The organism is Stenotrophomonas sp. Steno-Z1, assembly GCF_056393175.1.
Genome location: NZ_JBWJPB010000002.1, coordinates 313,514 through 333,177, shown reverse-complemented (window position 1 = coordinate 333,177; position 19,664 = coordinate 313,514). Strand labels below are relative to the sequence as shown.

General features: G+C 69.0%; 20 protein-coding genes. 10 read left to right on the top strand and 10 right to left on the bottom strand.

Annotated elements, in window-relative coordinates:
- Window positions 1-36 precede the first annotated feature (36 nt).
- The 5 genes from AC06FD_RS08260 to AC06FD_RS08240 all read left to right on the top strand — a co-directional run bounded on the left by AC06FD_RS08260 (window position 37) and on the right by AC06FD_RS08240 (window position 5,035).
- The gene (locus AC06FD_RS08260; RefSeq protein ID WP_478077538.1) at window positions 37-276 is read left to right on the top strand and encodes a hypothetical protein; all 240 of its coding nucleotides are present in this window, start codon (window positions 37-39) and stop codon (window positions 274-276) included.
- A gap of 143 nt (window positions 277-419) precedes the next feature.
- Window positions 420-1,748, top strand: coding sequence for a TolC family protein (locus AC06FD_RS08255; RefSeq protein ID WP_478077537.1), 1,329 nt, complete (start codon window positions 420-422; stop codon window positions 1,746-1,748).
- The gene (locus AC06FD_RS08250) at window positions 1,741-2,757 is read left to right on the top strand and encodes an HlyD family secretion protein (protein WP_478077536.1); all 1,017 of its coding nucleotides are present in this window, start codon (window positions 1,741-1,743) and stop codon (window positions 2,755-2,757) included. The genes AC06FD_RS08255 and AC06FD_RS08250 overlap by 8 nt, the downstream gene beginning before the upstream one ends.
- Window positions 2,754-3,929, top strand: coding sequence for an ABC transporter permease (locus AC06FD_RS08245; protein WP_478077535.1), 1,176 nt, complete (start codon window positions 2,754-2,756; stop codon window positions 3,927-3,929). The genes AC06FD_RS08250 and AC06FD_RS08245 overlap by 4 nt, the downstream gene beginning before the upstream one ends.
- Window positions 3,926-5,035: an ABC transporter permease gene (locus tag AC06FD_RS08240; protein ID WP_478077534.1), complete on the top strand. Its 1,110-nt coding sequence runs from the start codon at window positions 3,926-3,928 to the stop codon at window positions 5,033-5,035. Before AC06FD_RS08245 ends, AC06FD_RS08240 begins: the two co-directional genes overlap by 4 nt.
- Before the next feature lie 6 nt (window positions 5,036-5,041).
- On the opposite strand, the gene AC06FD_RS08235 is transcribed toward AC06FD_RS08240, so the two are convergent.
- The 4 genes from AC06FD_RS08235 to AC06FD_RS08220 all read right to left on the bottom strand — a co-directional run bounded on the left by AC06FD_RS08235 (window position 5,042) and on the right by AC06FD_RS08220 (window position 7,693).
- Window positions 5,042-6,418, bottom strand: a complete 1,377-nt coding sequence (locus AC06FD_RS08235; protein ID WP_478077533.1) for a hypothetical protein — start codon at window positions 6,416-6,418, stop codon at window positions 5,042-5,044.
- A gap of 122 nt (window positions 6,419-6,540) precedes the next feature.
- Window positions 6,541-6,885 carry a glycine zipper 2TM domain-containing protein gene (locus tag AC06FD_RS08230; RefSeq protein WP_259204942.1) on the bottom strand — a complete coding sequence of 115 codons (345 nt, stop codon included), beginning with the start codon at window positions 6,883-6,885 and terminating at the stop codon, window positions 6,541-6,543.
- 118 nt (window positions 6,886-7,003) lie between these two features.
- On the bottom strand, window positions 7,004-7,378 hold the full coding sequence (locus AC06FD_RS08225) for a hypothetical protein (RefSeq protein ID WP_478077532.1): 375 nt from the start codon (window positions 7,376-7,378) through the stop codon (window positions 7,004-7,006).
- A 39-nt stretch (window positions 7,379-7,417) separates the two neighbouring features.
- Complete coding sequence (locus AC06FD_RS08220; RefSeq protein WP_478077531.1) at window positions 7,418-7,693, bottom strand: alpha/beta fold hydrolase; 276 nt, start codon at window positions 7,691-7,693, stop codon at window positions 7,418-7,420.
- Window positions 7,694-7,787: 94 nt separating this feature from the next.
- On the opposite strand from AC06FD_RS08220, the gene AC06FD_RS08215 reads away from it, so the two are divergent.
- The 4 genes from AC06FD_RS08215 to katG all read left to right on the top strand — a co-directional run bounded on the left by AC06FD_RS08215 (window position 7,788) and on the right by katG (window position 14,176).
- Window positions 7,788-8,213 (top strand): barstar family protein, encoded by a 426-nt coding sequence (locus AC06FD_RS08215; protein WP_478077530.1) that lies wholly within the window; start codon window positions 7,788-7,790, stop codon window positions 8,211-8,213.
- A 124-nt stretch (window positions 8,214-8,337) separates the two neighbouring features.
- The gene (gene mutS / locus AC06FD_RS08210; RefSeq protein WP_478077768.1) at window positions 8,338-10,893 is read left to right on the top strand and encodes a DNA mismatch repair protein MutS; all 2,556 of its coding nucleotides are present in this window, start codon (window positions 8,338-8,340) and stop codon (window positions 10,891-10,893) included.
- A gap of 115 nt (window positions 10,894-11,008) precedes the next feature.
- Window positions 11,009-11,614, top strand: a complete 606-nt coding sequence (locus AC06FD_RS08205) for a DUF937 domain-containing protein (protein WP_259203937.1) — start codon at window positions 11,009-11,011, stop codon at window positions 11,612-11,614.
- A 333-nt stretch (window positions 11,615-11,947) separates the two neighbouring features.
- Window positions 11,948-14,176, top strand: a complete 2,229-nt coding sequence (gene katG / locus AC06FD_RS08200; RefSeq protein WP_478077529.1) for a catalase/peroxidase HPI — start codon at window positions 11,948-11,950, stop codon at window positions 14,174-14,176.
- A 131-nt stretch (window positions 14,177-14,307) separates the two neighbouring features.
- On the opposite strand, the gene AC06FD_RS08195 is transcribed toward katG, so the two are convergent.
- From AC06FD_RS08195 to AC06FD_RS08185, 3 genes are all read right to left on the bottom strand, one after another.
- A complete protein-coding gene (locus AC06FD_RS08195; RefSeq protein ID WP_478077528.1) occupies window positions 14,308-15,495 on the bottom strand; it encodes a glycoside hydrolase family 5 protein in 1,188 nt (395 codons plus the stop codon).
- A 111-nt stretch (window positions 15,496-15,606) separates the two neighbouring features.
- Window positions 15,607-16,014: an RNA-binding S4 domain-containing protein gene (locus AC06FD_RS08190; RefSeq protein WP_259203932.1), complete on the bottom strand. Its 408-nt coding sequence runs from the start codon at window positions 16,012-16,014 to the stop codon at window positions 15,607-15,609.
- Window positions 16,007-16,294, bottom strand: coding sequence for a hypothetical protein (locus AC06FD_RS08185; RefSeq protein WP_259203931.1), 288 nt, complete (start codon window positions 16,292-16,294; stop codon window positions 16,007-16,009). Before AC06FD_RS08185 ends, AC06FD_RS08190 begins: the two co-directional genes overlap by 8 nt.
- Before the next feature lie 64 nt (window positions 16,295-16,358).
- Here AC06FD_RS08185 and AC06FD_RS08180 point away from each other — a divergent pair, with 64 nt between their 5' ends.
- Window positions 16,359-17,894, top strand: a complete 1,536-nt coding sequence (locus tag AC06FD_RS08180; RefSeq protein ID WP_259203930.1) for an MATE family efflux transporter — start codon at window positions 16,359-16,361, stop codon at window positions 17,892-17,894.
- On the opposite strand, the gene AC06FD_RS08175 is transcribed toward AC06FD_RS08180, so the two are convergent.
- From AC06FD_RS08175 to trmD, 3 genes are all read right to left on the bottom strand, one after another.
- A complete protein-coding gene (locus tag AC06FD_RS08175; protein WP_449336023.1) occupies window positions 17,846-18,214 on the bottom strand; it encodes a DUF6404 family protein in 369 nt (122 codons plus the stop codon). The two genes, AC06FD_RS08180 and AC06FD_RS08175, sit on opposite strands and share 49 nt — an antisense overlap.
- Window positions 18,215-18,343: 129 nt before the next feature.
- Entirely contained in the window at window positions 18,344-18,748 is a 405-nt protein-coding gene (gene rplS, locus AC06FD_RS08170; RefSeq protein WP_259203928.1) for a 50S ribosomal protein L19, read from the bottom strand.
- A 155-nt stretch (window positions 18,749-18,903) separates the two neighbouring features.
- Window positions 18,904-19,662, bottom strand: coding sequence for a tRNA (guanosine(37)-N1)-methyltransferase TrmD (trmD, locus tag AC06FD_RS08165; protein ID WP_259203927.1), 759 nt, complete (start codon window positions 19,660-19,662; stop codon window positions 18,904-18,906).
- Between the last annotated feature and the right edge of the window lie 2 nt (window positions 19,663-19,664).

Genomic DNA, 19,664 nt, shown 5'->3' with positions numbered 1-19,664 from the left:
TGGCGACGGCACCGATGATCGTGTTCAACCGCAAGGATGACCTGGACGCGTGCTTCGTCCGTCGATGCGGCCGCACGCGGGATGGGCGGGTGCCTGGCCCCGGAGGGCTTGCTGGAACGGGCACGGCAGGCGGGGCGCATCGTGCTGCCCGAACCGAATCGTTGGCTGGATGTGCCCCTGTACTGGCACCACGCGGCCGTTTGCTCGTCCACGTTCCAGCACATCACCGACGCGATCCGCGCCACGGCCGCGCGACACGTTGGCCAGCGCGCGTGAAGACCCGGGCTTCACACAGTGCCAACCATACTTTGCCGAATGTTTTACATACCAAACGCCCAATCGTGATCAGGCCCATGGCGCTTGCGCGCGCAACGAAAGGATTCCACTGCACTGCCCTGCTGTTATGCAGTGGCGCGGTAATGGCCCAGTCCCCCCTCGGCGATGCCGCGGTCCCCGCACTGGACTGGCAGCAGTCCCAACAACGACTCGAGCAGGTGTCCGATGCGCTGGCTGCCGCCGATGCCTCGGTGCGCAACAAGCAGGACCTGCAGGATGCGACCCGGCTGCTGCGCCTGCCGGAGATCACCGGTGAAGTGCGCCGGCTGCAGTTCCAGAAGACCCTGACCCTGCCACTGGGCTCGCTCACCCCGGTCGCCGAGGCCTTCGGCATCGAGTCGCCGTTGCAGTTCACCGAGCGCGACTGGCGCACCCGCCCGGTGGTGACCGCGGTACTCCCGCTGTATACCGGCGGGCTGATCCCGGCCGCACAGCAGGCCGCCGCCGGTGCCACCGACCAGGCGACCGCCGAGCGCGAATCGCAGCGGCAGTCGCTGAGCGTGCAGTTGGCCCAGGCTTACTTCGGGCAGCGCCTGGCCGAACAGGCGGTAGACGTGCGCCGCGATGTGCGCGACGGTCTGCAGCGCCATCTCGACGACGCACTGAAACTGGAGCGCGAAGGCTTCGCCACCCGCGCCCAGCGCCTGCAGGCCAACGTGGCCCGCGACAAGGCCGAGCGCGATTACCAGAAGTCGCTCAACGACCTGCAGACCCTCAAGGCCGCGTTGGCCACGCTGCTGCGCAGCGGTGGCGAGGTGCGGCCGCTCTCGCCGCTGTTCGTGCACCGCATGCCCATCGGCCAACTGGCCAGCTTCGAACGCGATGCGCAGGCCCGCCAGCCACAGATCGCGCGCCTGCGGGCGCTGGTCGCGCAGGCCGAGCAGGGCGTGCGCGTGCAGCAGGCCAAGCTCAAGCCCACCGTGTACCTGTTCGGCCAGTACGATTTCCGCCGGCGCGACGAGATGCTGACCGACCCGGACTGGGCCTTCGGCATCGGCCTGAAGTACACCTTCCTGTCGCCGACCTCGCGCCCGGCGCAGATCAGTGCGGCGCGCGCGCAGCAGGACCAGGCCGAAGCCGGCCTGCGCGAAGCGGAGAACCAGGTGACGCTGGGCGTGCGCAAGGCCTGGTACGAGCTGGATACCGCCCGCCAGCAGTTCCTGCTGCTGGACAGCAGCCTGGCGCAGAACCGCGAGAACCTGCGCCTGCAGGAACTGGCGTTCCGCGAGGGCCAGGCCACCTCGCTGGATGTCATCGATGCGCGGCTGGGGCTGGGCGGTGCGCAGGTGGAACGCGCGCAGGCCGCCTACCAGTACGACGTGGCCCTGGCACACCTGCTGGAGATCAGTGGACAGATGGACCGTTATGAAGAATTCCGCCGTCGCGCCGACGAGGTGATCGCCCATGAATGACACATTGCAGGGGCCGGCCGACGCGCCGCCGCCGAACAAGCGCAAGCTCGGTATCGTCATCGCGCTGGTCCTGGCGATCGTGGTGGTGGGGGGGCTGTGGCTGGCCTGGCGCACGCCCGCCGAGCAGTTGCAGGGCATGGCCGACGCCGACACGATCAACGTGGCGGCCAAGATCACCGCACGCCTGGCCGAGCTGAAGGTGCATGAGGGCGACCGGGTCGCCGCCGGGCAGGTGCTGTTCGTACTGGACAGCCCCGAAGTCGCCGCCAAGGAAGAGCAGGCCCACGGGGCGCTGGAGGCCGCGCGTGCGGTGGCCGACAAGGCCGACGAAGGGGCCCGCAGTGAAGACATCCGCGCCGCGCAGGCCAACTGGAAGCGCGCCGAGGCCGGGGCGACGCTGGCCGATGCCACCTACCAGCGCGTGCAGAACCTGTTCAACGAAGGCGTGATGAGCCGGCAGAAGCGCGACGAGGCGCTGGCCCAGGCGCGCAGTTCGCGCGAGCTGTCCAATGCCGCCCGCGCACAGTACGACCAGGCACTGGCCGGTGCCCGCGACCAGGACAAGCGCGCCGCGCAAGGCCAGGTCCGGCAGGCCCAGGGCGCGGTGGCCGAAGTGGATGCCGCGCGCGACGAAGTCCACGGGCGCGCCCCGCTCGCGGGCGAGATCAACAAACGCATGGCCGATATCGGCGAACTGGTCCCGGCCGGCTACCCGGTGTTCACCCTGGTGGACATCAACCGCATGTGGGTCTCGGTGAACCTGCGCGAATCGCAGATGCGCGGGCTGAAGGTCGGCAGCCGCCTGCGCGGCAGCGTTCCCGCGCTGGGCCGCGACGCCGAGTTCGAGGTGTACTTCATCAACCCCGCCGGCGACTACGCCACCTGGCGCAGCACCCGCCAGTCCTCCGGCTACGACGTGCGCAGCTTCGAGATCCGCCTGCGCCCCACTGCGCGCGTGGACGGCTTCCGCCCGGGGATGAGCGTGCTCTTCGCGTGGCCGCAGGGATGAACGCAGCGGCACGGGCCGGCTTCGCCGCCTCGTTCCGGCGCGAGCTGCAGCACCTGCGCCACGATCGTGCCGATGGCCTGCTGGTGACGCTGTTGCCGCTGCTGATGCTGGCGGTGATGGCCTGGCTGTTCGCCGCCTCGGTGATGCGCGACATCCCCATCGCCATCGTCGACCTCGACCGCAGCGCACAGAGCCGCCTGCTGGCACGCATGCTCGATGCCAGCCCGGGGCTGCGCGTGGCCAGCCAGCCGGCCAGCCTGGACCAGGCGCAATCGCAGCTGCGCCAACTGGAGGTGTTCGCCGTGGTGCTGATACCACGCGATGCCACCCGCCAGGCGCTGCGCGGCAGCCAGGGCACGGTGTTCGCGTACTACAACGCCACCTACCTCACCACCGGGCAATCGGCGGTCCGCGATATCGTCGAGGCCGCCGGGGCCTGGAACGCGCGCCTGCTCGTCGGGCAGATCGGCAAGCAGGTGGGCCCGGCCAAATTGCGCGCGCCCCCGATCGCGGTGCAGTCGGACATCCTGCACAACCCGGCACGCAGCTACGAACTGTTCCTGCTGCCGCTGGTGTTCCCCGCCGTGCTGTCGCTCGGCCTTGCCCTGGCGGTGGCCGCCAGCCTCGGCCGCGAAGTCCGCGACGGGCGCCTGCGCGAGTGGCTGGGCCAGTCGCCGTGGGCGGCGATCGCCGGCAAGCTCACCCCGTATGTCGGCCTGTTCTCACTGTATGGCGCGCTCGGCGTGCTGTACCTGGCGCTGCTGCGTGGCGATGGCGTGGCCGGCAGCCTGGCGCTGCTGATGCTCGGCCAGCCGCTGTTCTATCTCGCCTGCGCGGCGGTGGCGCTGCTGTTTGTCGGGCTCACCCGCGACATGGGCACCGCGCTGTCGGCGATCGGCCTGAGCATCGGCACCGCGCTGGCCTTCTCCGGCGCCACCTTCCCGGTAGTCGATGCCCCGCTGTTCAGCCGGGCCTGGAACCTGCTGCTGCCGCTCACCGCCTACGTCAAACTGCAGACCCAGCAGCAGTTCATCGGCGCGCCGTGGAGCGTGTCGCTATGGCCGCTGGCCACCCTGCTGCTGATGGTGGCGGTGGCCGGAGGCATCGGTGGCTGGCGGCTGATCGCCGCCTCGCGCACCGTGCCGGCCACGCACGACGGAGCCAGCGCATGAACCGCTTCGCCAGCAGCCTGCGCCAGACCCTGCGCGCGGTGCTCACGGACCGCTACGCGCGGGTGCTGATGATCGGCGCGGTGGTGCTGTACTCGTTCTTCTATCCCGCCGCCTACCGTCACCAGGTCGCGAGCAACCTGCCCATCCTGGTGGTGGACCACGACCAGAGCAGCACCAGCCGCGAACTGCTGCGCCGCGTGGATGCGCTGCGCACGGTACGCATCGTCGGCCAGCCACGCAGCATCGACCAGGCCCGGCACGCGCTCGAACGGGGCGACGCCGAGGGCATCCTGCTGATACCCCCCAACCTCGAGCGCGACATCCTGCGCGGCAGCGCCGGCCACCTGGTGTTGATGGGCAACGGCGCCTACCTGGGCCGCGCCAGCTGGGTGCTGGGAGGCGTCGCCGAGGCCTTGACCGCGTTCGCCCGCGAGGCCGCCGTGGGCCAGGCCGCCTTCATGGGGGCGCCGCAACCCGCGCCGATCACCCTGGTGCAACGGCCACTGTTCAACACCCAGGAAGGCTACGGCAGTGCCATCGTGCCCGGCGTGGCCGAACTGATCGTGCACCAGACGCTGCTGATGGGCATCGGCGTGCTGCTCGGCGCGCGCCGGCTGGCACTGGGCCGACGGCTGCAATTCGACCTGCCCACGCTCGCCGGGATGGCCGTGGGCTTCAGCCTCGTCGGCCTGCTTGGCCTGCTCTACTACGCCGGCTTCACCGCCTGGGTGCAGGACTATCCGCGCGGTGGCAACCCGCTGGGCCAAGTGCTTGGCGGCACCTTGTTCATCGCCGCCACGGTCGCCTTCGGCATGTTCATCGGCAGCTACTTCGCCACCCGCGAACGCGCCTTCCAGGTGGTCATCGCCTGCTCGATCCCGCTGTTCTTCCTGGCCAACCTGTCCTGGCCGGCGGTCACCTCGCCACCGGCGCTGGTCGCACTGGCGCACCTGCTGCCCACTACGGCGGGCATCAACCTGATGGTGCGGCTGAACCAGATGGACGCCAGTCTCTGGGAGGTCCGCCACGACCTGTGGACGCTGGCCGGGCTGCTGGTGCTGTACGGTGCGCTGGCGATCTGGCGGCTGGGCACGCGCACGCGCTGAACCTGCTCAGCGCGCGGCATCCGGTGCGTACCAGAACGGAATGCGGTAACGGCGCTGGCGATCGGTCCCGCGCTCGGGCCCGGACGCGTTCCAGACCAGGCGCAGGTCATGCCGCCCCGGCGCCAGCGCCGACAGCGGCAGGTAGCCGACCAGCCCGCGCATTTCCAGGTCGCGGCGCTCCATCGCGACGAAGCCATCCAGCGCCACCGGGTTGCCGTCCAGGGTGACGGTCCAGAAGCGCGCCAGGCACTGCACCGCCGCGGCCTCGGCAGCCGGACCCCGCAAACGGTTGCGGCCCTCCGGCAACGCGGCGCAGTGCTGCCGTGCCAGCGCATTGTCGCGTTGCGGCTGGTGCGGGATGAACACCCGCAGCAGGGTGCCCTCCACCACGTCGCTGGGGATCATCGGGTAGCGCAGCAGGCGGTCGTGCTCGACCCGCAGCGACTCGTAGTGCGCACTGAGCATGCCCTCTTCGACGGCATCCTCGGTGACCACGGCGTAGCGGTTGAACAGTGAGAACTCCATCGAACTGATCGCCTGCACGCCGCCGATGGTCATCGCCACCATCACCGCCACGAAGTACGCCACCATGAAATTGCGCGCGTAGCGATTGCTCTGCAGGGTCAACTGCACCGGCAGCAGCAGGCGCATCGGAACCAGCCACTGGTTGATCGCCAGCACGCCCCGCATCGTCCGCTCGATCCGCGCGCTCGCGGCGCCCCGCGCCTTGCGCGACGCGATCCACTTCTCGAGCGACAACGGCACCAGATTGAGCAGGATGAACAGACCGAAGAACGACCCGACGATCAGCAGGGCGATGCGATCGGTATTGCCGAACAACGCGCCCACCGCACCGGCAACGGCCAGCAGCACCACCGAGCCGGCGCCGATCAGCACCATGGTCAAGGCAAACAGCAGCGTTGCGGCAAACAGGGTGGAGGCGGCCTTGTCGGCATTGGCGATGGACTGTTCGAGCGTGCCCACCCGCGACTGGTAGAAGCCACGCGACACCGGGCCCAACAGCGGGATGCGATCCCAGCGGATGCCTTCCGGGAAGTGGATCTTCAGGCCGACCAGCCCCACCCAGTAGCCGCGGATGGCGAGGTGGGCGATCAGCGCGACGGCGACGACGTAACAGAGGCCAACGCTGGTGCTGAAGCCAAACCAGAGCGCATACGCGTAGACGCCTTCGGTGTGCACGGTACTGGTCGCCCAGGCCTCGAAGATGCGCCCGGGCACGGCCAGCAGCGCAAAAGCGAGCAGGCCGGAGATGAACAACTCCAGTTCATCGGTGCGTTCGCGCAACCGCGCGAAGCGTCCCACATGGTCCGGCTCCGGTGGCGGAAGGCCGGGGGTGCTGCCAGGCTCAAGCGCTTCGCTCACGGGCAGGTCGTCCTTGGGTGTCGGCGGAGTATACGGCCGTCCGCGCGACTTCCCAGCCCCCACTTACGACGACGCCGGCCCTGGGGCCGGCGTCGAGGCAAACTCGGCGATGTCCGCCAGGATCAGCGGTACTGGCGCTCGCAACGGCGCTCGACCACGCGGTCGCCGTTGTTCTGCTGGCTGCGGCCCTGGATATTGCGACCTGCCGCACCGCCGGCCACTGCACCAGCCACCGTGGCCAGCTTCTTGCCGTTGCCGCCGCCCACCTGGTTACCAAGCAGGCCACCGACGACCGCACCAGTGGCGGTACCGGCGATACGGTTGGGATCCCTGCTGTTGCGCTGCACTTCCACGTTCTTGCACACCACCTTGCTGCCGTCATTGAAACGGCGGCCTTCGTCCTTCGGACCGTAGGTCTGGGCGGCGGCGCCGAACGATGCGGCGACCAGCGCGCCCATGCACAACATGCGTTGGATATTCTTCACGGTCTTCTCCTTACTCCCAGGACATGGGGGAAGTCTCCGCCCCTGGCCTGCAATGACCGGTGAAATCTTGTCCACGCAGCGTCAACGCCGCGCACGACGTTCAGGTGCCAGCCGGCGCGCGCGCGCCGCGCTGGCGTGGCGACGGTACCTCGATGAAGCGGACCCCTGCCGCGACGGTCGCCTCCGGTGCTTCTTCCGTCAGCCAGTGACGCGCACCCGCGATGACCTCCTCGGTGACATCCACCGCCGCACTACGCATCACCACCGCTTCGTTGGCAGCAAAAGACGTCTCACCGCCCACCGGCAACACCGGCATCGTCAATGTGTTGCCACCACGGCCTTGCTGGCCTCCATCCCATCGCAAGGCGAGAAACTGGGCGAACGCCGACGTCATCGCATCCGGCCGCGCGGACAACGTCGCGCAGTGCGCGCAGATGTCGTCCCACGGCGGAATGCCCGGCACCGGCGCATCCATCACCACCAGGCGCCGGGTCAGCGTGGGATAACGCGCCGCCTAGGCGATGGCCACCGTCGAGCCGATGTCGTGGCCCATGACCGTCGCCTGCCGGCCGCCGAGCGAGGCCAGCACCGCGCGCACGTCGCCGCCCTGGACATCCTTGTCGTAGCCGTTGGCCGGGTGCGTGGACCGCCGCGTGCGGCGCAGGTCGAGCACCACCACCGTGTGCCGGGCCGCGAACGCGGTGGCCAGCGGCGCCCACGTGTCCCGGTATCGCCAACCCCATGCAGCAGCACCACCGCCGGCCCCTTGCCCTGCGGGCCGGGTAGTCACGCCGACAAGGCACGAGCGGTTGGCAGCCCGACATTACCGCGAACGCAACGGCCGCGCTGCTAGGGTCGACACGGACCCGACCGAGCACCCCACCATGCCCAGCTCCCTCCACCCTGCCGACCCTGCGCCCGGCGCCCGCCTGGTGCTGGACGGCAGCGCAATCGACGACATCGCCAGCTTCTACGCCGCCATCAATCGCGTCTTCATGGCCGACGAGGACTGGCAGCTCGGTCCGAGCCTGGACGCCCTGGACGACATGCTCCATGGCGGCTACGGAGCGCTGTCCGGCCAGACGCAGGTGGAACTGCACTGGAAAGACATCGCACACAGCCGCGAAGCGCTCGGCACCGCCGCCACCCGCGCCTGGCTGCAGGCCAAGCTGGACGCGCCCGGCACGTTCAACACCGCCCACGTGAGCGCACAGCTGCAGGCCCTGGACCGCGGCGAAGGCCAGACCTACTTCGACATCGTGATGGCGATCTTCGCCGCGCATCCAAAGGTGCGCGTGGTCGACGCCTGACCCCACCCCGGCCTTCGCCCCTTCCGCCCCCTCCCCTACAATGGTCCATCCGGCGGCCCCCCGGCCCGCCCTCGACGTTGATGGACCCCGCGTGACCGAAAAGCAGCCCGAACACACCCCCCTCATGAAGCAGTTCTTCGCCGCCAAGTCCGAGTACCCGGACCTGCTGCTGTTCTTCCGGATGGGCGACTTCTACGAGCTGTTCTACGACGACGCGCGCAAGGCCGCGCGGTTGCTGGACATCACACTCACCCAGCGCGGCAGCTCCGGCGGCGCGCCGATCCCGATGGCCGGCGTGCCGGTGCATGCCTACGAAGGCTACCTGGCGCGGCTGGTGGCGCTGGGCGAGTCGGTGGCCATCTGCGAGCAGATCGGCGACCCGGCACTGGCCAAGGGCCTGGTCGAGCGCAAGGTGGTGCGTATCGTCACCCCCGGTACGGTCACCGACGAGGCGCTGCTGGACGAGCGCCGCGACACCCTGCTGATGGCGTTGTCGCGTGGCAAGCACGGCTATGGGCTGGCCTGGGCCGACCTGGCCGGCGGCCGCTTCCTGGTCAACGAGGTCGATTCCGAGGACGCGCTGGAGGCCGAACTGGCGCGGCTGGAGCCGGCCGAGCTGCTGGTGCCGGATGAAGAGAACTGGCCTGAATTCCTCAAGCATCGCAGCGGCATCCGCCGGCGCGCACCGTGGCTGTTCGACGCCGATAGCGGCCGCCGCCAGTTGCTGGCGTTCTTCAAGCTGCACGACCTGACCGGCTTCGGCATCGACGACAAGCCGCGCGCGACCGCCGCGGCCGGCGCGCTGCTGGGCTATGTCGAAGAGACCCAGAAGCAGCGCCTGCCCCACCTCACCGCGATCGCCACGGAGACCGCCAGCGAAGCGATCGCGATGAACGCGGCCACGCGCCGCCATCTGGAACTGGATACGCGGGTCGATGGCGATACCCGCAACACCCTGCTCGGCGTGCTCGACACCACGGTCACCCCGATGGGCGGCCGCCTGCTGCGACGCTGGCTGCACCGTCCGCTGCGCCTGCGCGAGGTGCTGGTGCAGCGCCACGACGCGGTGGCCACGCTGATCGACCGCGGTGCCGACGGCGACGTGCGCGATGCGTTCCGCGCGCTCGGCGACCTCGAACGCATCCTCACCCGCGTGGCGCTGCGCTCGGCGCGCCCGCGCGACTTCTCCACCCTGCGCGACGGCCTGGGCCTGCTGCCCGAGGTGCGTGCGGTGCTGGCTCCGCTGGACTCCCCGCGCCTGGTCGCGCTGCACGATGCACTGGGCTCGCATGACGAATGCGCGCACCTGCTGGCCAGCGCGATCGCGCCGACCCCGCCGATGAAGCTCAGCGACGGTGGGGTCATCGCCGAGGGCTTCGATGCCGAGCTGGACGAGCTGCGCCGCCTGTCCACCCACGCCGACCAGTTCCTGATCGACCTGGAACAGCGCGAGCGGATCAGCAGCGGCATCGCCACGCTGAAGGTTGGCTACAACCGCGTGCACGGCTATTACATCGAAATCAGCAAGGGCCAGAGCGACAAGGCGCCGGTGCACTACACCCGCCGCCAGACCCTGACCAATGCCGAGCGCTACATCACCGAAGAACTGAAGTCCTTCGAAGACAAGGTACTGTCCGCGCGCGAACGTTCGCTGTCGCGCGAGAAGCTGTTGTACGAACAGCTGCTGGATACCCTGGCCGGCCAGCTCGAACCGCTCAAGCAATGCGCGGCCGCGCTCAGCGAACTGGACGTGCTGGCCGGGTTCGCCGAACGCGCGCAGGCGCTGGACTGGGCCCGTCCCGAGCTGGAGACATCGCCGTGCCTGCGCATCGACCGCGGCCGCCACCCGGTGGTGGAGGCGGTGCGCGAGCAGCCGTTCGAGCCCAACGACCTGGACCTGCACCCGGACCGCCGCATGCTGGTGATCACCGGCCCGAACATGGGCGGTAAATCCACCTACATGCGCCAGAACGCGCTGATCGTGCTACTGGCCCATATCGGCAGTTTCGTGCCGGCCAGCCGCGCGGTGATCGGCCCGATCGACCGCATCCTCACCCGTATCGGTGCCGGCGACGACCTGGCCCGCGGCCAGTCCACCTTCATGGTCGAGATGGCCGAGACCAGCTACATCCTGCACCACGCCAGCGCGCACTCGCTGGTGCTGATGGACGAAATCGGGCGTGGCACCTCCACCTACGACGGCCTGGCCCTGGCCGATGCGGTGGCCCGCCACCTCGCCTACGCCAACCGCTGCTACACGCTGTTCGCCACGCACTACTTCGAGCTGACCGCGCTGGCCGACGAGCAGCACGAAGGTGGCCCCAGCGGCATCGCCAACGTGCACCTGGACGCGGTCGAACACGGCGACGCGCTGGTGTTCATGCACGCGGTCAAGGATGGCCCGGCCAACCGCAGCTTCGGCCTGCAGGTGGCGGCCCTGGCCGGCCTGCCCAAGGCCACCGTGGCGCAGGCACGGCGACGCCTCGCCGAACTCGAGCAGCGCGGCGGCGAGAGCCATGCCGCCAGCGTCGCCCCGCAGGCGCTGGACGCGCCGCAGCAGTTCGGCCTGTTCACCGCCCCCAACACCGCCGCGCAGGATGCGCTGGCCGCGCTCGACCCGGACGAGTTGACCCCCAAGCAGGCGCTGGAAGCGCTGTACCGCCTGAAGGCGTTGATCTGAGCCAGTGCCGGCCATTGGCCGGCTCCCGCCCGTCTCTCCGGGGGTAACGCCTTCGCATTTTCGTAGTGACGGCAGCGCTATGCTCGGGCGGTTCCCATTCCGCCCGGAGTCCGCCGTGAACAACGAATCGCTTGCCGCTTCCCTCTTCCAGCAGCTGCAGCAGGGCCAAGGCCTGCAGCAGGTCTCCCAGCAGCTCGGCATCGACCCCAACCAGGCCAGCGGCGCCATCGGCGCGGCGTTGCCGCTGCTACTGGGCGCGATGGGCCGCAATGCGCAGCAACCGCAAGGGGCCGAAGCCCTGCTCGGCGCACTGCAGCGCGACCACGCGCCCGCGGCGGCCGGCGGCTTCGACCTGGGCGGCCTGCTCGGCAGCGTGCTCGGTGGCGGCGGCGGCAACGCCACCAACGGCGCCGGTATCCTCGGCCATGTGTTTGGCGGCAACAGCGACCGCGCCGCCCAAGGCCTGAGCCAGGCCACCGGGCTGGACAGCAGCAAGACCAGCCAGCTGCTGGCCATCCTCGCCCCGATCGTCATGTCCTACCTGGCCCAGCGCTTCGCCAGCGGCGGTAACCCGGCCCAGCTGAGCCAGGCCCTGGGGCAGGAAGCCCAGGCGGCCAGCAACGGCGGCCTGCTGACGTCGGTGCTGGACCAGGACGGCGACGGCCAGCTCGGCATCGGCGACCTGCTCAAGCTGGGCGGCGGATTGCTCGGCAAGCGCTGAGATCCCGCGGGCCGTGGGCGCATCCCGCGCCGACAGCGCTGCGAGGAGCCGGCCTGCAGCCAGCTCCGCAGCCTGTTGGCCGGCCGACACGATAGACCCCGCCTATTCCATTGGTTGATTCGTTCGAATTTACCGAATGCCTGAACGCGCTTAACGTTGAGGCATTCCCGCAGGAGAGCGTCGGATGCATCGATTGACCCCATCGCGCACGCGCGTCCAATCCCTTCCCGCCGTCCCTGCCGGATGCTCCTCGCCCTGAGCGATACGCTCTTTTCGATTGCCCTGCCCGGCCGCGGCAGGCGTCCCCATTCGCAAGTACACAGGTAGCGCCCCATGAAAAGCGAAGCAAAATGCCCCTTCAACCACGCCTTGGTCGGCGATGCCACCACCAACCGCGACTGGTGGCCCAAGCAGCTGCGCGTGGACCTGCTCAACCAGCACTCCAACCGATCCAATCCGCTCGATGACGGCTTCGACTACGCCAAGGCGTTTGCGGGGCTGGACTACGCCGCGCTCAAGGCCGATCTCAAGGCACTGATGACCGATTCGCAGGACTGGTGGCCGGCCGATTTCGGCCACTACGGCGGGCTGTTCATCCGCATGGCCTGGCACAGCGCCGGCACCTACCGCATCGGTGACGGCCGCGGCGGTGGTGGCCGTGGCCAACAGCGTTTCGCCCCGCTCAACAGCTGGCCGGACAACGTCAGCCTGGACAAGGCCCGGCGCCTGCTGTGGCCGATCAAGCAGAAGTACGGCCAGGCCATCTCCTGGGCCGACCTGCTGATCCTCACCGGCAACGTCGCGCTGGAATCGATGGGCTTCAAGACGCTCGGCTTCGCCGGTGGTCGCCCGGATACCTGGGAACCGGACCAGGACGTGTACTGGGGCCGCGAGACCACCTGGCTGGGCGGCGACGTGCGCTACGCACATGGTTCCGAGGGCGTGCAGGAAGACCACGGTGTGCTGGTCTCCGATGATGACGCTGATGGCGACATCCACTCGCGCGACCTGGAAAACCCGCTCGCCGCGGTGCAGATGGGCCTGATCTACGTGAACCCCGAAGGCCCCGACGGTAACCCCGACCCGCTCAAGGCCGCCTTCGACATCCGCGACACGTTCGGCCGCATGGCCATGGACGATGAGGAAACCGTCGCGCTGATCGCCGGTGGCCACAGCTTCGGCAAGACCCACGGCGCCGGCCCGGCCGACCATGTCGGAGTGGAACCGGAAGCGGCGGGCCTGGAGAGCCAGGGCCTTGGCTGGTCCAACAGCTTCGGTAGCGGCAAGGGCGGCGACACCATCACCAGCGGCCTGGAAGTGACCTGGACGCGCACCCCGGCACAATGGAGCCACGACTTCTTCGAGCTGCTGTTCAAGCACGAGTGGGAGCTGACCAAGAGCCCGGCCGGCGCGCACCAGTGGGTGGCCAAGGACAGCGAGGCGGTGATCCCCGATGCGCATGATCCGTCGAAGAAGCACCGTCCTTCCATGCTCACCACCGACCTGGCGTTGCGCGTGGACCCGGCCTACGAAACGATCTCGCGCCGCTTCCTCGCCGATCCGCAGGCCTTCGCCGATGCGTTCGCACGGGCGTGGTTCAAGCTGACCCACCGCGACATGGGGCCGCGCACCCGCTACCTCGGCCCGGAGATCCCTGCAGAGGAATTCATTTGGCAGGACCCGGTGCCCGCTGCGGCGCATCCGTTGATCGACGCGCAGGACATCGCGGCGCTGAAGCAGCAGATCGCCGCCACCGGCCTGAGCGTGGCCGAACTGGTGTCCACCGCCTGGGCATCGGCCTCCACCTTCCGTGGCTCGGACAAGCGCGGCGGCGCCAACGGGGCACGCATTCGCCTGGCCCCGCAGAAGGACTGGGCGGTGAACCAGCCACAGCAGCTGTCCAAGGTGCTGGCTGCGCTGGAAAAGGTCCAGGCCAGCTTCAACGGCGGCGGCAGTGGCAAGCAGGTATCGCTGGCCGACCTGATCGTGCTGGCCGGCGGCGTCGGTGTGGAGCAGGCGGCCAAGGCCGGTGGCCACGACATCCGCGTGCCGTTCACCCCGGGCCGCACCGATGCCACCCAGGCACAGACCGACGTCGCATCCTTCGCGGTCCTGGAACCGTACGCGGATGGCTTCCGCAACTACGTCAAAGGCCGCTACAGCGTGCCCGCCGAAGTGCTGCTGATCGACAAGGCGCAGCTGCTTACCCTCACCGCACCGGAGATGACCGCGCTGGTCGGTGGGCTGCGTGTGCTGGGCACCACCGTCGATGGCAACGCGCAGGGCGTGCTGACCGATCGCCCGGGCACGCTGAGCAATGACTTCTTCGTCAACCTGCTGGACATGCGCACGCAGTGGAAGGCCAGTGGCGACGGCTACGAGAGCAGCGGCGGCACGCGCTGGACGGGCAGCCGGGCCGACCTGGTGTTCGGCTCGAACTCGGTGCTGCGCGCGTTGGCCGAGGTGTATGCCAGTGCGGACGGTGAGAAGAAGCTGGTGCAGGATTTCGTCGCCGCCTGGACCCGGGTGATGGAACTGGATCGTTACGACCTGCATGCCTGAGCCGTCAGCGCCGGCACCGCCCAGGCGGTGCCGGCGCCACCCCAGCGGCTAGTGTCGGCTGCTGGCCGGCAACCGCATGCTCCCCCTGACACGCACCAGACATCCGCTCACGGAGGGCCGGGACAAGCGTGTCAGCGCCCGGCAGCGCGCAGGCGCTCCAGAATCGGCGCAAACACCGGCGTCTCAGCGCGCGGCGGCGACGGCACCCTGCCCGCCTCCACATCCTTCCAGTACGCCCACGGCAACGCCTTGTCGCCCAGTTCGTAGTCCATGCCGTCCCAGCCATCCTCGCGGAACGCATAGAACGCCCAGTGCACCTTCTCCGCTTCGAGGACACGCAGCACGTCATCCAGATAGGCGCGGCAATCCGGCCAGCGGCGCATGCACCCGAATTCCCCCACCACCATCTGCCGGCGCGCGATGCCGTGCCGGTCGGCCCATGCCAACGGCTGCTGCAGATAGCGGGCCACACGCTCGGCATCCCAGTGCCCGCTGCCCGGCCCAAAGGGAACCTTGCCCGGGTAGCGATACGGTTTGGCGCGGCTCTGGTTGGGCGCACTGGTTGCGGCGTACGGCTCGTACATGTGCACGCTGTACAACAGATGCGGATCGTCCAGCGGCGCGGGCCAGTAGTCGAAGCTGTCGGCCGCGGCATACCAGCCTGCATCGAGCATCAGCGGCATGTCCGCATCCACCTCGCGTACGGCGGCGATCAGCCCGGTATACAGCCGGCGCAGATCGCGGGGACCGTCCTGCACCGTGGCATACCAGGCGCGCATCGCGGCGGCATCGGCATGTTCGGCCAACGCAGTGCCGTACTCGGGCGCCGGCTCATTGATCAGGTTGTAGGCCACCAGCGCGGGATGGCCGTGCAGCGCGCGCGCCAGGTCGCGCCAGAACGCCTGCGCCGGCACGTGGTTGTCCAGCGACTGCCACAAACGCGGGTCGACCACGTCGCCGTTCTTCTGTTTCCAGCGCAGCAGCGGCAACGACAACGGCACCAGCACCACCTTGAGCCCGGCGGCATGGGCATCATCGAGAACGCGGCGCAGCGTGGCCACGTCGGCCTTCACCAGCCCGTCGTAATGATCTGCGTTGCCCATCAGGAAATCGCGCCCACCGGCCGATCGCCACTTGTCCGGCGACAGCCGTACCCAGGTGGCGCCGGTGGCCCGCAGCGCATCGAAATAGGCGCGGTCCGGTGGCACAGCATTGAAGCTGTTGCCGCCCCGTTGCGGCTGTGCCCAGAAGGCATCATCGGCGGCACGCGCCGCAGGCACGGACAGGATCAACAGGCACAGCAGCAACAGCAGACGCACGGCGGGCTCCATCAGCGGAGCCGGAAGCCTGACGCAGGCGGATTGAGCGCACCGTGACCGACAACGCGTTTCCGCGGGACATAGCTCGTATGCGTCAAAGACGCCGCACCGCTAGATCGCGTCGATGTCGCCCAACGCCCGGATCAACCGCCGCGCGCGCTTGTCCGGGCGGTGTTCGGGCGGCTGATAGCCATTGGCCGCCGCCGCCCGCTGCGCACGCAGCTCGGCACGCCGCGCACGCGACGCCTCGCTTTCCTCGTACAACTGCTGCGCCACCGGTGCCGGCCCGCGCATCTCGCTCAGGCCACGCACCTGCACGTCATAGGTTTCATCGCCGCGGCTGATCTGCAACTGCTCGCCCACGCGGACCGCGCGCGAGGATTTCGGCCGCTGCCCGGCCACGTCCACCTTGCCGGTTTCCACCGCCTGCTTGGCCAGGCTGCGGGTCCGGTAGAAACGTGCGGCCCAGAGCCACACATCGAGTCGCACGCTGGCGACCAGCGCTTCTGCTTCAGTCATGCTGCTTGCCCAGCTCCACGGCGTTGGCCGGTCGTTTGTTCAGGGGTTGCGATGCATCGGGGTTGCCGCGGCAACCGGTGCCGCCGATCAACACCGGTACCCCGGCATCGAGATCGCGGCGCTGGCTGCCGACCTGGCACTCCGGGCGGTCCATCGGCCGCACCTGGGCATCGTCCAGGCGCTGTGTACTGGAACATGCGGCCAGCGCGGCCACTATCAAGAGGGACGCGGCGGCGCGGCGCACGCCGGGCGCTGGGACCTGCAGGATCGAACGTCGCATCGCGATACCCCGCTGACGGGCTTGGTGCTAGTGTGCCGCTCTCCACGCCTGATCTCCAGAGCACATGGCCAAAGCGCCGCTTGACCTGACCACCGGCCCGATCGGGCGCAACTTGTTCCTGTTTGCCCTGCCGATCCTGGCCGGCAACATCGCCCAGTCGCTGAACGGCTCGGTGAATGCGGTGTGGGTGGGGCGCTACCTCGGCGAGGCGGCGCTGACAGCCACCGCCAACGCCAACAACATCATGTTCTTCCTGATCGGCTCGGTGTTCGGCATCGGCATGGCCGCCACCATCCTGATCGGCCAGGCCATGGGCGCGCGCGACATCGTGCAGGCGCGCCGGGTGATGGGCACCAGCGCGACGTTCTTCATCGGGCTGTCGGTGGTGATCGCGGTGGCCGGCTGGTGGCTGTCGCACCCGCTGCTGGCGGCGATGGGCACCCCGGCCGAATCGCTGCCGCTGGCCGAGGCCTACCTGCGCATCATCTTCCTGGCGATGCCGACCCTGTACGCGTTCGCGTTTCTGAGTTCGGCCCTGCGGGGCGTCGGCGATTCGCGCACGCCGTTCCGCTTCCTGCTGCTCTCGGTAGTGCTGGACATCGGGTTCAATCCGCTGCTGATCTTCGGCATCGGCCCATTCCCGCAGCTGGGTATTGCCGGCGCGGCGTGGGCCACGCTGATCGCGCAGACGCTGTCGCTGATCGGCCTGCTCTGGTACATGCGCAACAAGCGCCATGTGCTGTGGCTGGGGCGCAAGGACATGGCGATGTTCCGGATCGACACCACGATCCTGCGCGCGCTGGTGGTCAAGGGCGTGCCGATGGGCCTGCAGATGGTGCTGATCTCGCTGTCGATGATCCTGATGATGAGCATGGTCAACGGCTACGGCACCGATACCGCAGCCGCCTACGGCGCCTCGCTGCAGTTGTGGACCTACGTGCAGATGCCGGCAATGGCGATCGGCGCAGCGTGCTCGTCGATGGCCGCGCAGAACGTGGGCGCGGGCAACTGGGACCGCGTGCGCGGCACCGCGCGCAGTGGCGTGCTGTACAACTTCCTGCTCACCGGCGTGCTGATCCTGCCGCTGATCCTGCTGGACCGCTACACGCTGGCGCTGTTCCTGCCAGAAGCCAGCCAGTCGCTGGAGGTGGCGCGGCACCTCAACCACATCGCGGTGTGGTCGTTCCTGTTCTTCGGCGTCAATTTCGTCATCTCCGGCGTGGTGCGCTCCACCGGTGCGGTGATTCCGCCGCTGCTGATCCTGGCCGCGTCGCTGTGGGGCATCCGCGTGCCGTTCGCCGAACTGCTGCAGGACAACTGGGGCGCCGACGCGGTGTGGTGGAGTTTCCCGGTCAGCTCGTTCTGCGCGATGCTGATGTCGCTGGCGTATTACCGCTGGGGTGGCTGGCGCAAGGCGCACATGCTGCCCGCCCAGCGCGGGGAGATGGCAGCGCCGGCCGAAGTGCCGGCCATGCCCCCCTCACCGGTGGCCGATCCCAACCCGGAAGCGCCGCCCACGGCCGCGCCGGCGCCCACGCCCAGCCGCGCCGGTCAACCGCCGTCGGCGGCGCGTATCTCGCCCCACGCCGGCAAGCGATAGCGCTGCTGCTGCCACCGCATCAGCAGTGCCATCGCGCCACCGAACAGCAGGCCGGCCACGCCGGCCGCGCCCAGCACGCCCACGCCCGACAACAGCGCGCCGCGCGCGAACAACAGCCACATCAGTCCACCCCATCCCAGCGCGAACATCGCGCCCATCAGCACGGCGTTGGCGACGAAACCGGCCAGCACCGGCGGCGGCACGACCAGGCCCGTCCGCCACAGCAGCCGGTACATCAGCGGCGCCTGCATCTGCCTGGGGACGCCGGCGGCCTGCATGACCTGCAGCGCGGCGCGGATGCGAACGGGATAAGCCTGCATGTTGTTCCTTCGGCGAGCGCAGGAAGCGCAGGGCTCCCGCACGTGGGGGATGTTCAGGGCGTCGAACGCAGAACGGCCACCCGAAGGTGGCCGTTCTGGTACCGCGACAACCGAGGTCGTCGGCGGGAATTACTGGGCCTTGGCAGCCAGGCGGGCAGCCTTGGCCTGCGCAGCGGCAGCCAGATCTTCCTTGATGCGGGCAGCCTTGCCTTCCAGGCCACGCAGGTAGTACAGCTTGCCGGCGCGGACCTTACCACGACGCTTCACTTCGACCGAGTCGATGATGGCGCTGTGGGTCTGGAAGACGCGCTCGACGCCGTAGCCGTGCGAGATCTTGCGCACGGTGAAAGCGGAGTTCAGGCCGGCATTCTTGGTGCCGATGACGACGCCTTCGTAAGCCTGGACGCGCTCACGGTTGCCTTCCTTCACCTTCACGTTGACGACGACGGTGTCACCCTGGCTGAACTTCGGCAGCTCGCGGGTGATCTGGGCGGATTCGAAGTCCGAGAGGATGGATTTGTTCAGCTTGCTCATGGGTGCACCGATAGTGTTCGGGTGGTCGTGTCGTTCGACAACGTGGGCTCATGCAGTCACCGGACTGTGCTGCACGTTTTTTGTAGGGATTCCTACCAAGCGGCCCCAAAAGGCCGATGGCAATCCCGAATTGTAAACAAGATCCCGCCCCCGCGCTAGGGGGTTGGATCCTTGGCCACGGCCTGCCGCGCCTGCTCCAGCAGGAGGCGGTCGGCCTTGGACAATCGGCCTTCATCGAGCAGGTCCGGTCGCCGCAGCGCGGTGCGCAGCAGCGACTGCTGCCGGCGCCAACGGGCGATGGCGGCATGGTTGCCCGAGCGCAGCACGTCCGGGACAGTGCCCCATTCATGCTGGGCCGGATGGCTGTAGTGCGGGCAGTCCAACAGCCCCTGCGGGCCTTCGAAACTGTCCTGGGCGGCCGATTCGGCATCGCCGAGGGCCCCGTCCTGCAGGCGGGTCACCGCATCGACGATCACCGCCGCGCCCAGCTCACCGCCGGACAGGACGTAATCGCCGATCGAGATTTCCTCGCTGACTTCGGCGTCCAGGAAACGCTCGTCGATGCCTTCGTAGCGCCCGCAGAGCAGGATCATCCGCGGCAACGCGGCCAGTTCGCGCACCTTGGCCTGGGTCAGCGGCGCGCCCTGCGGGCTGAGGTAAATGACCGGAGCGGGCGCGGGATCGGCGGCTTTGACCGCCGCCAGGCAGGCCCGCAGCGGCTCGATCAGCATGACCATGCCCGGGCCGCCGCCAAACGGACGGTCGTCCACCCGGCGGTAGTTGCCCGCGGCATAGTCACGCGGATTCCAGCCGTGCAGCGCCAGCAGGCCGCGTTCGGCGGCACGGCCGACCACGCCCAGCGCGGCCGACTGCGCCATGAACTCCGGGAACAACGTGACGACGTCGATACGCATCC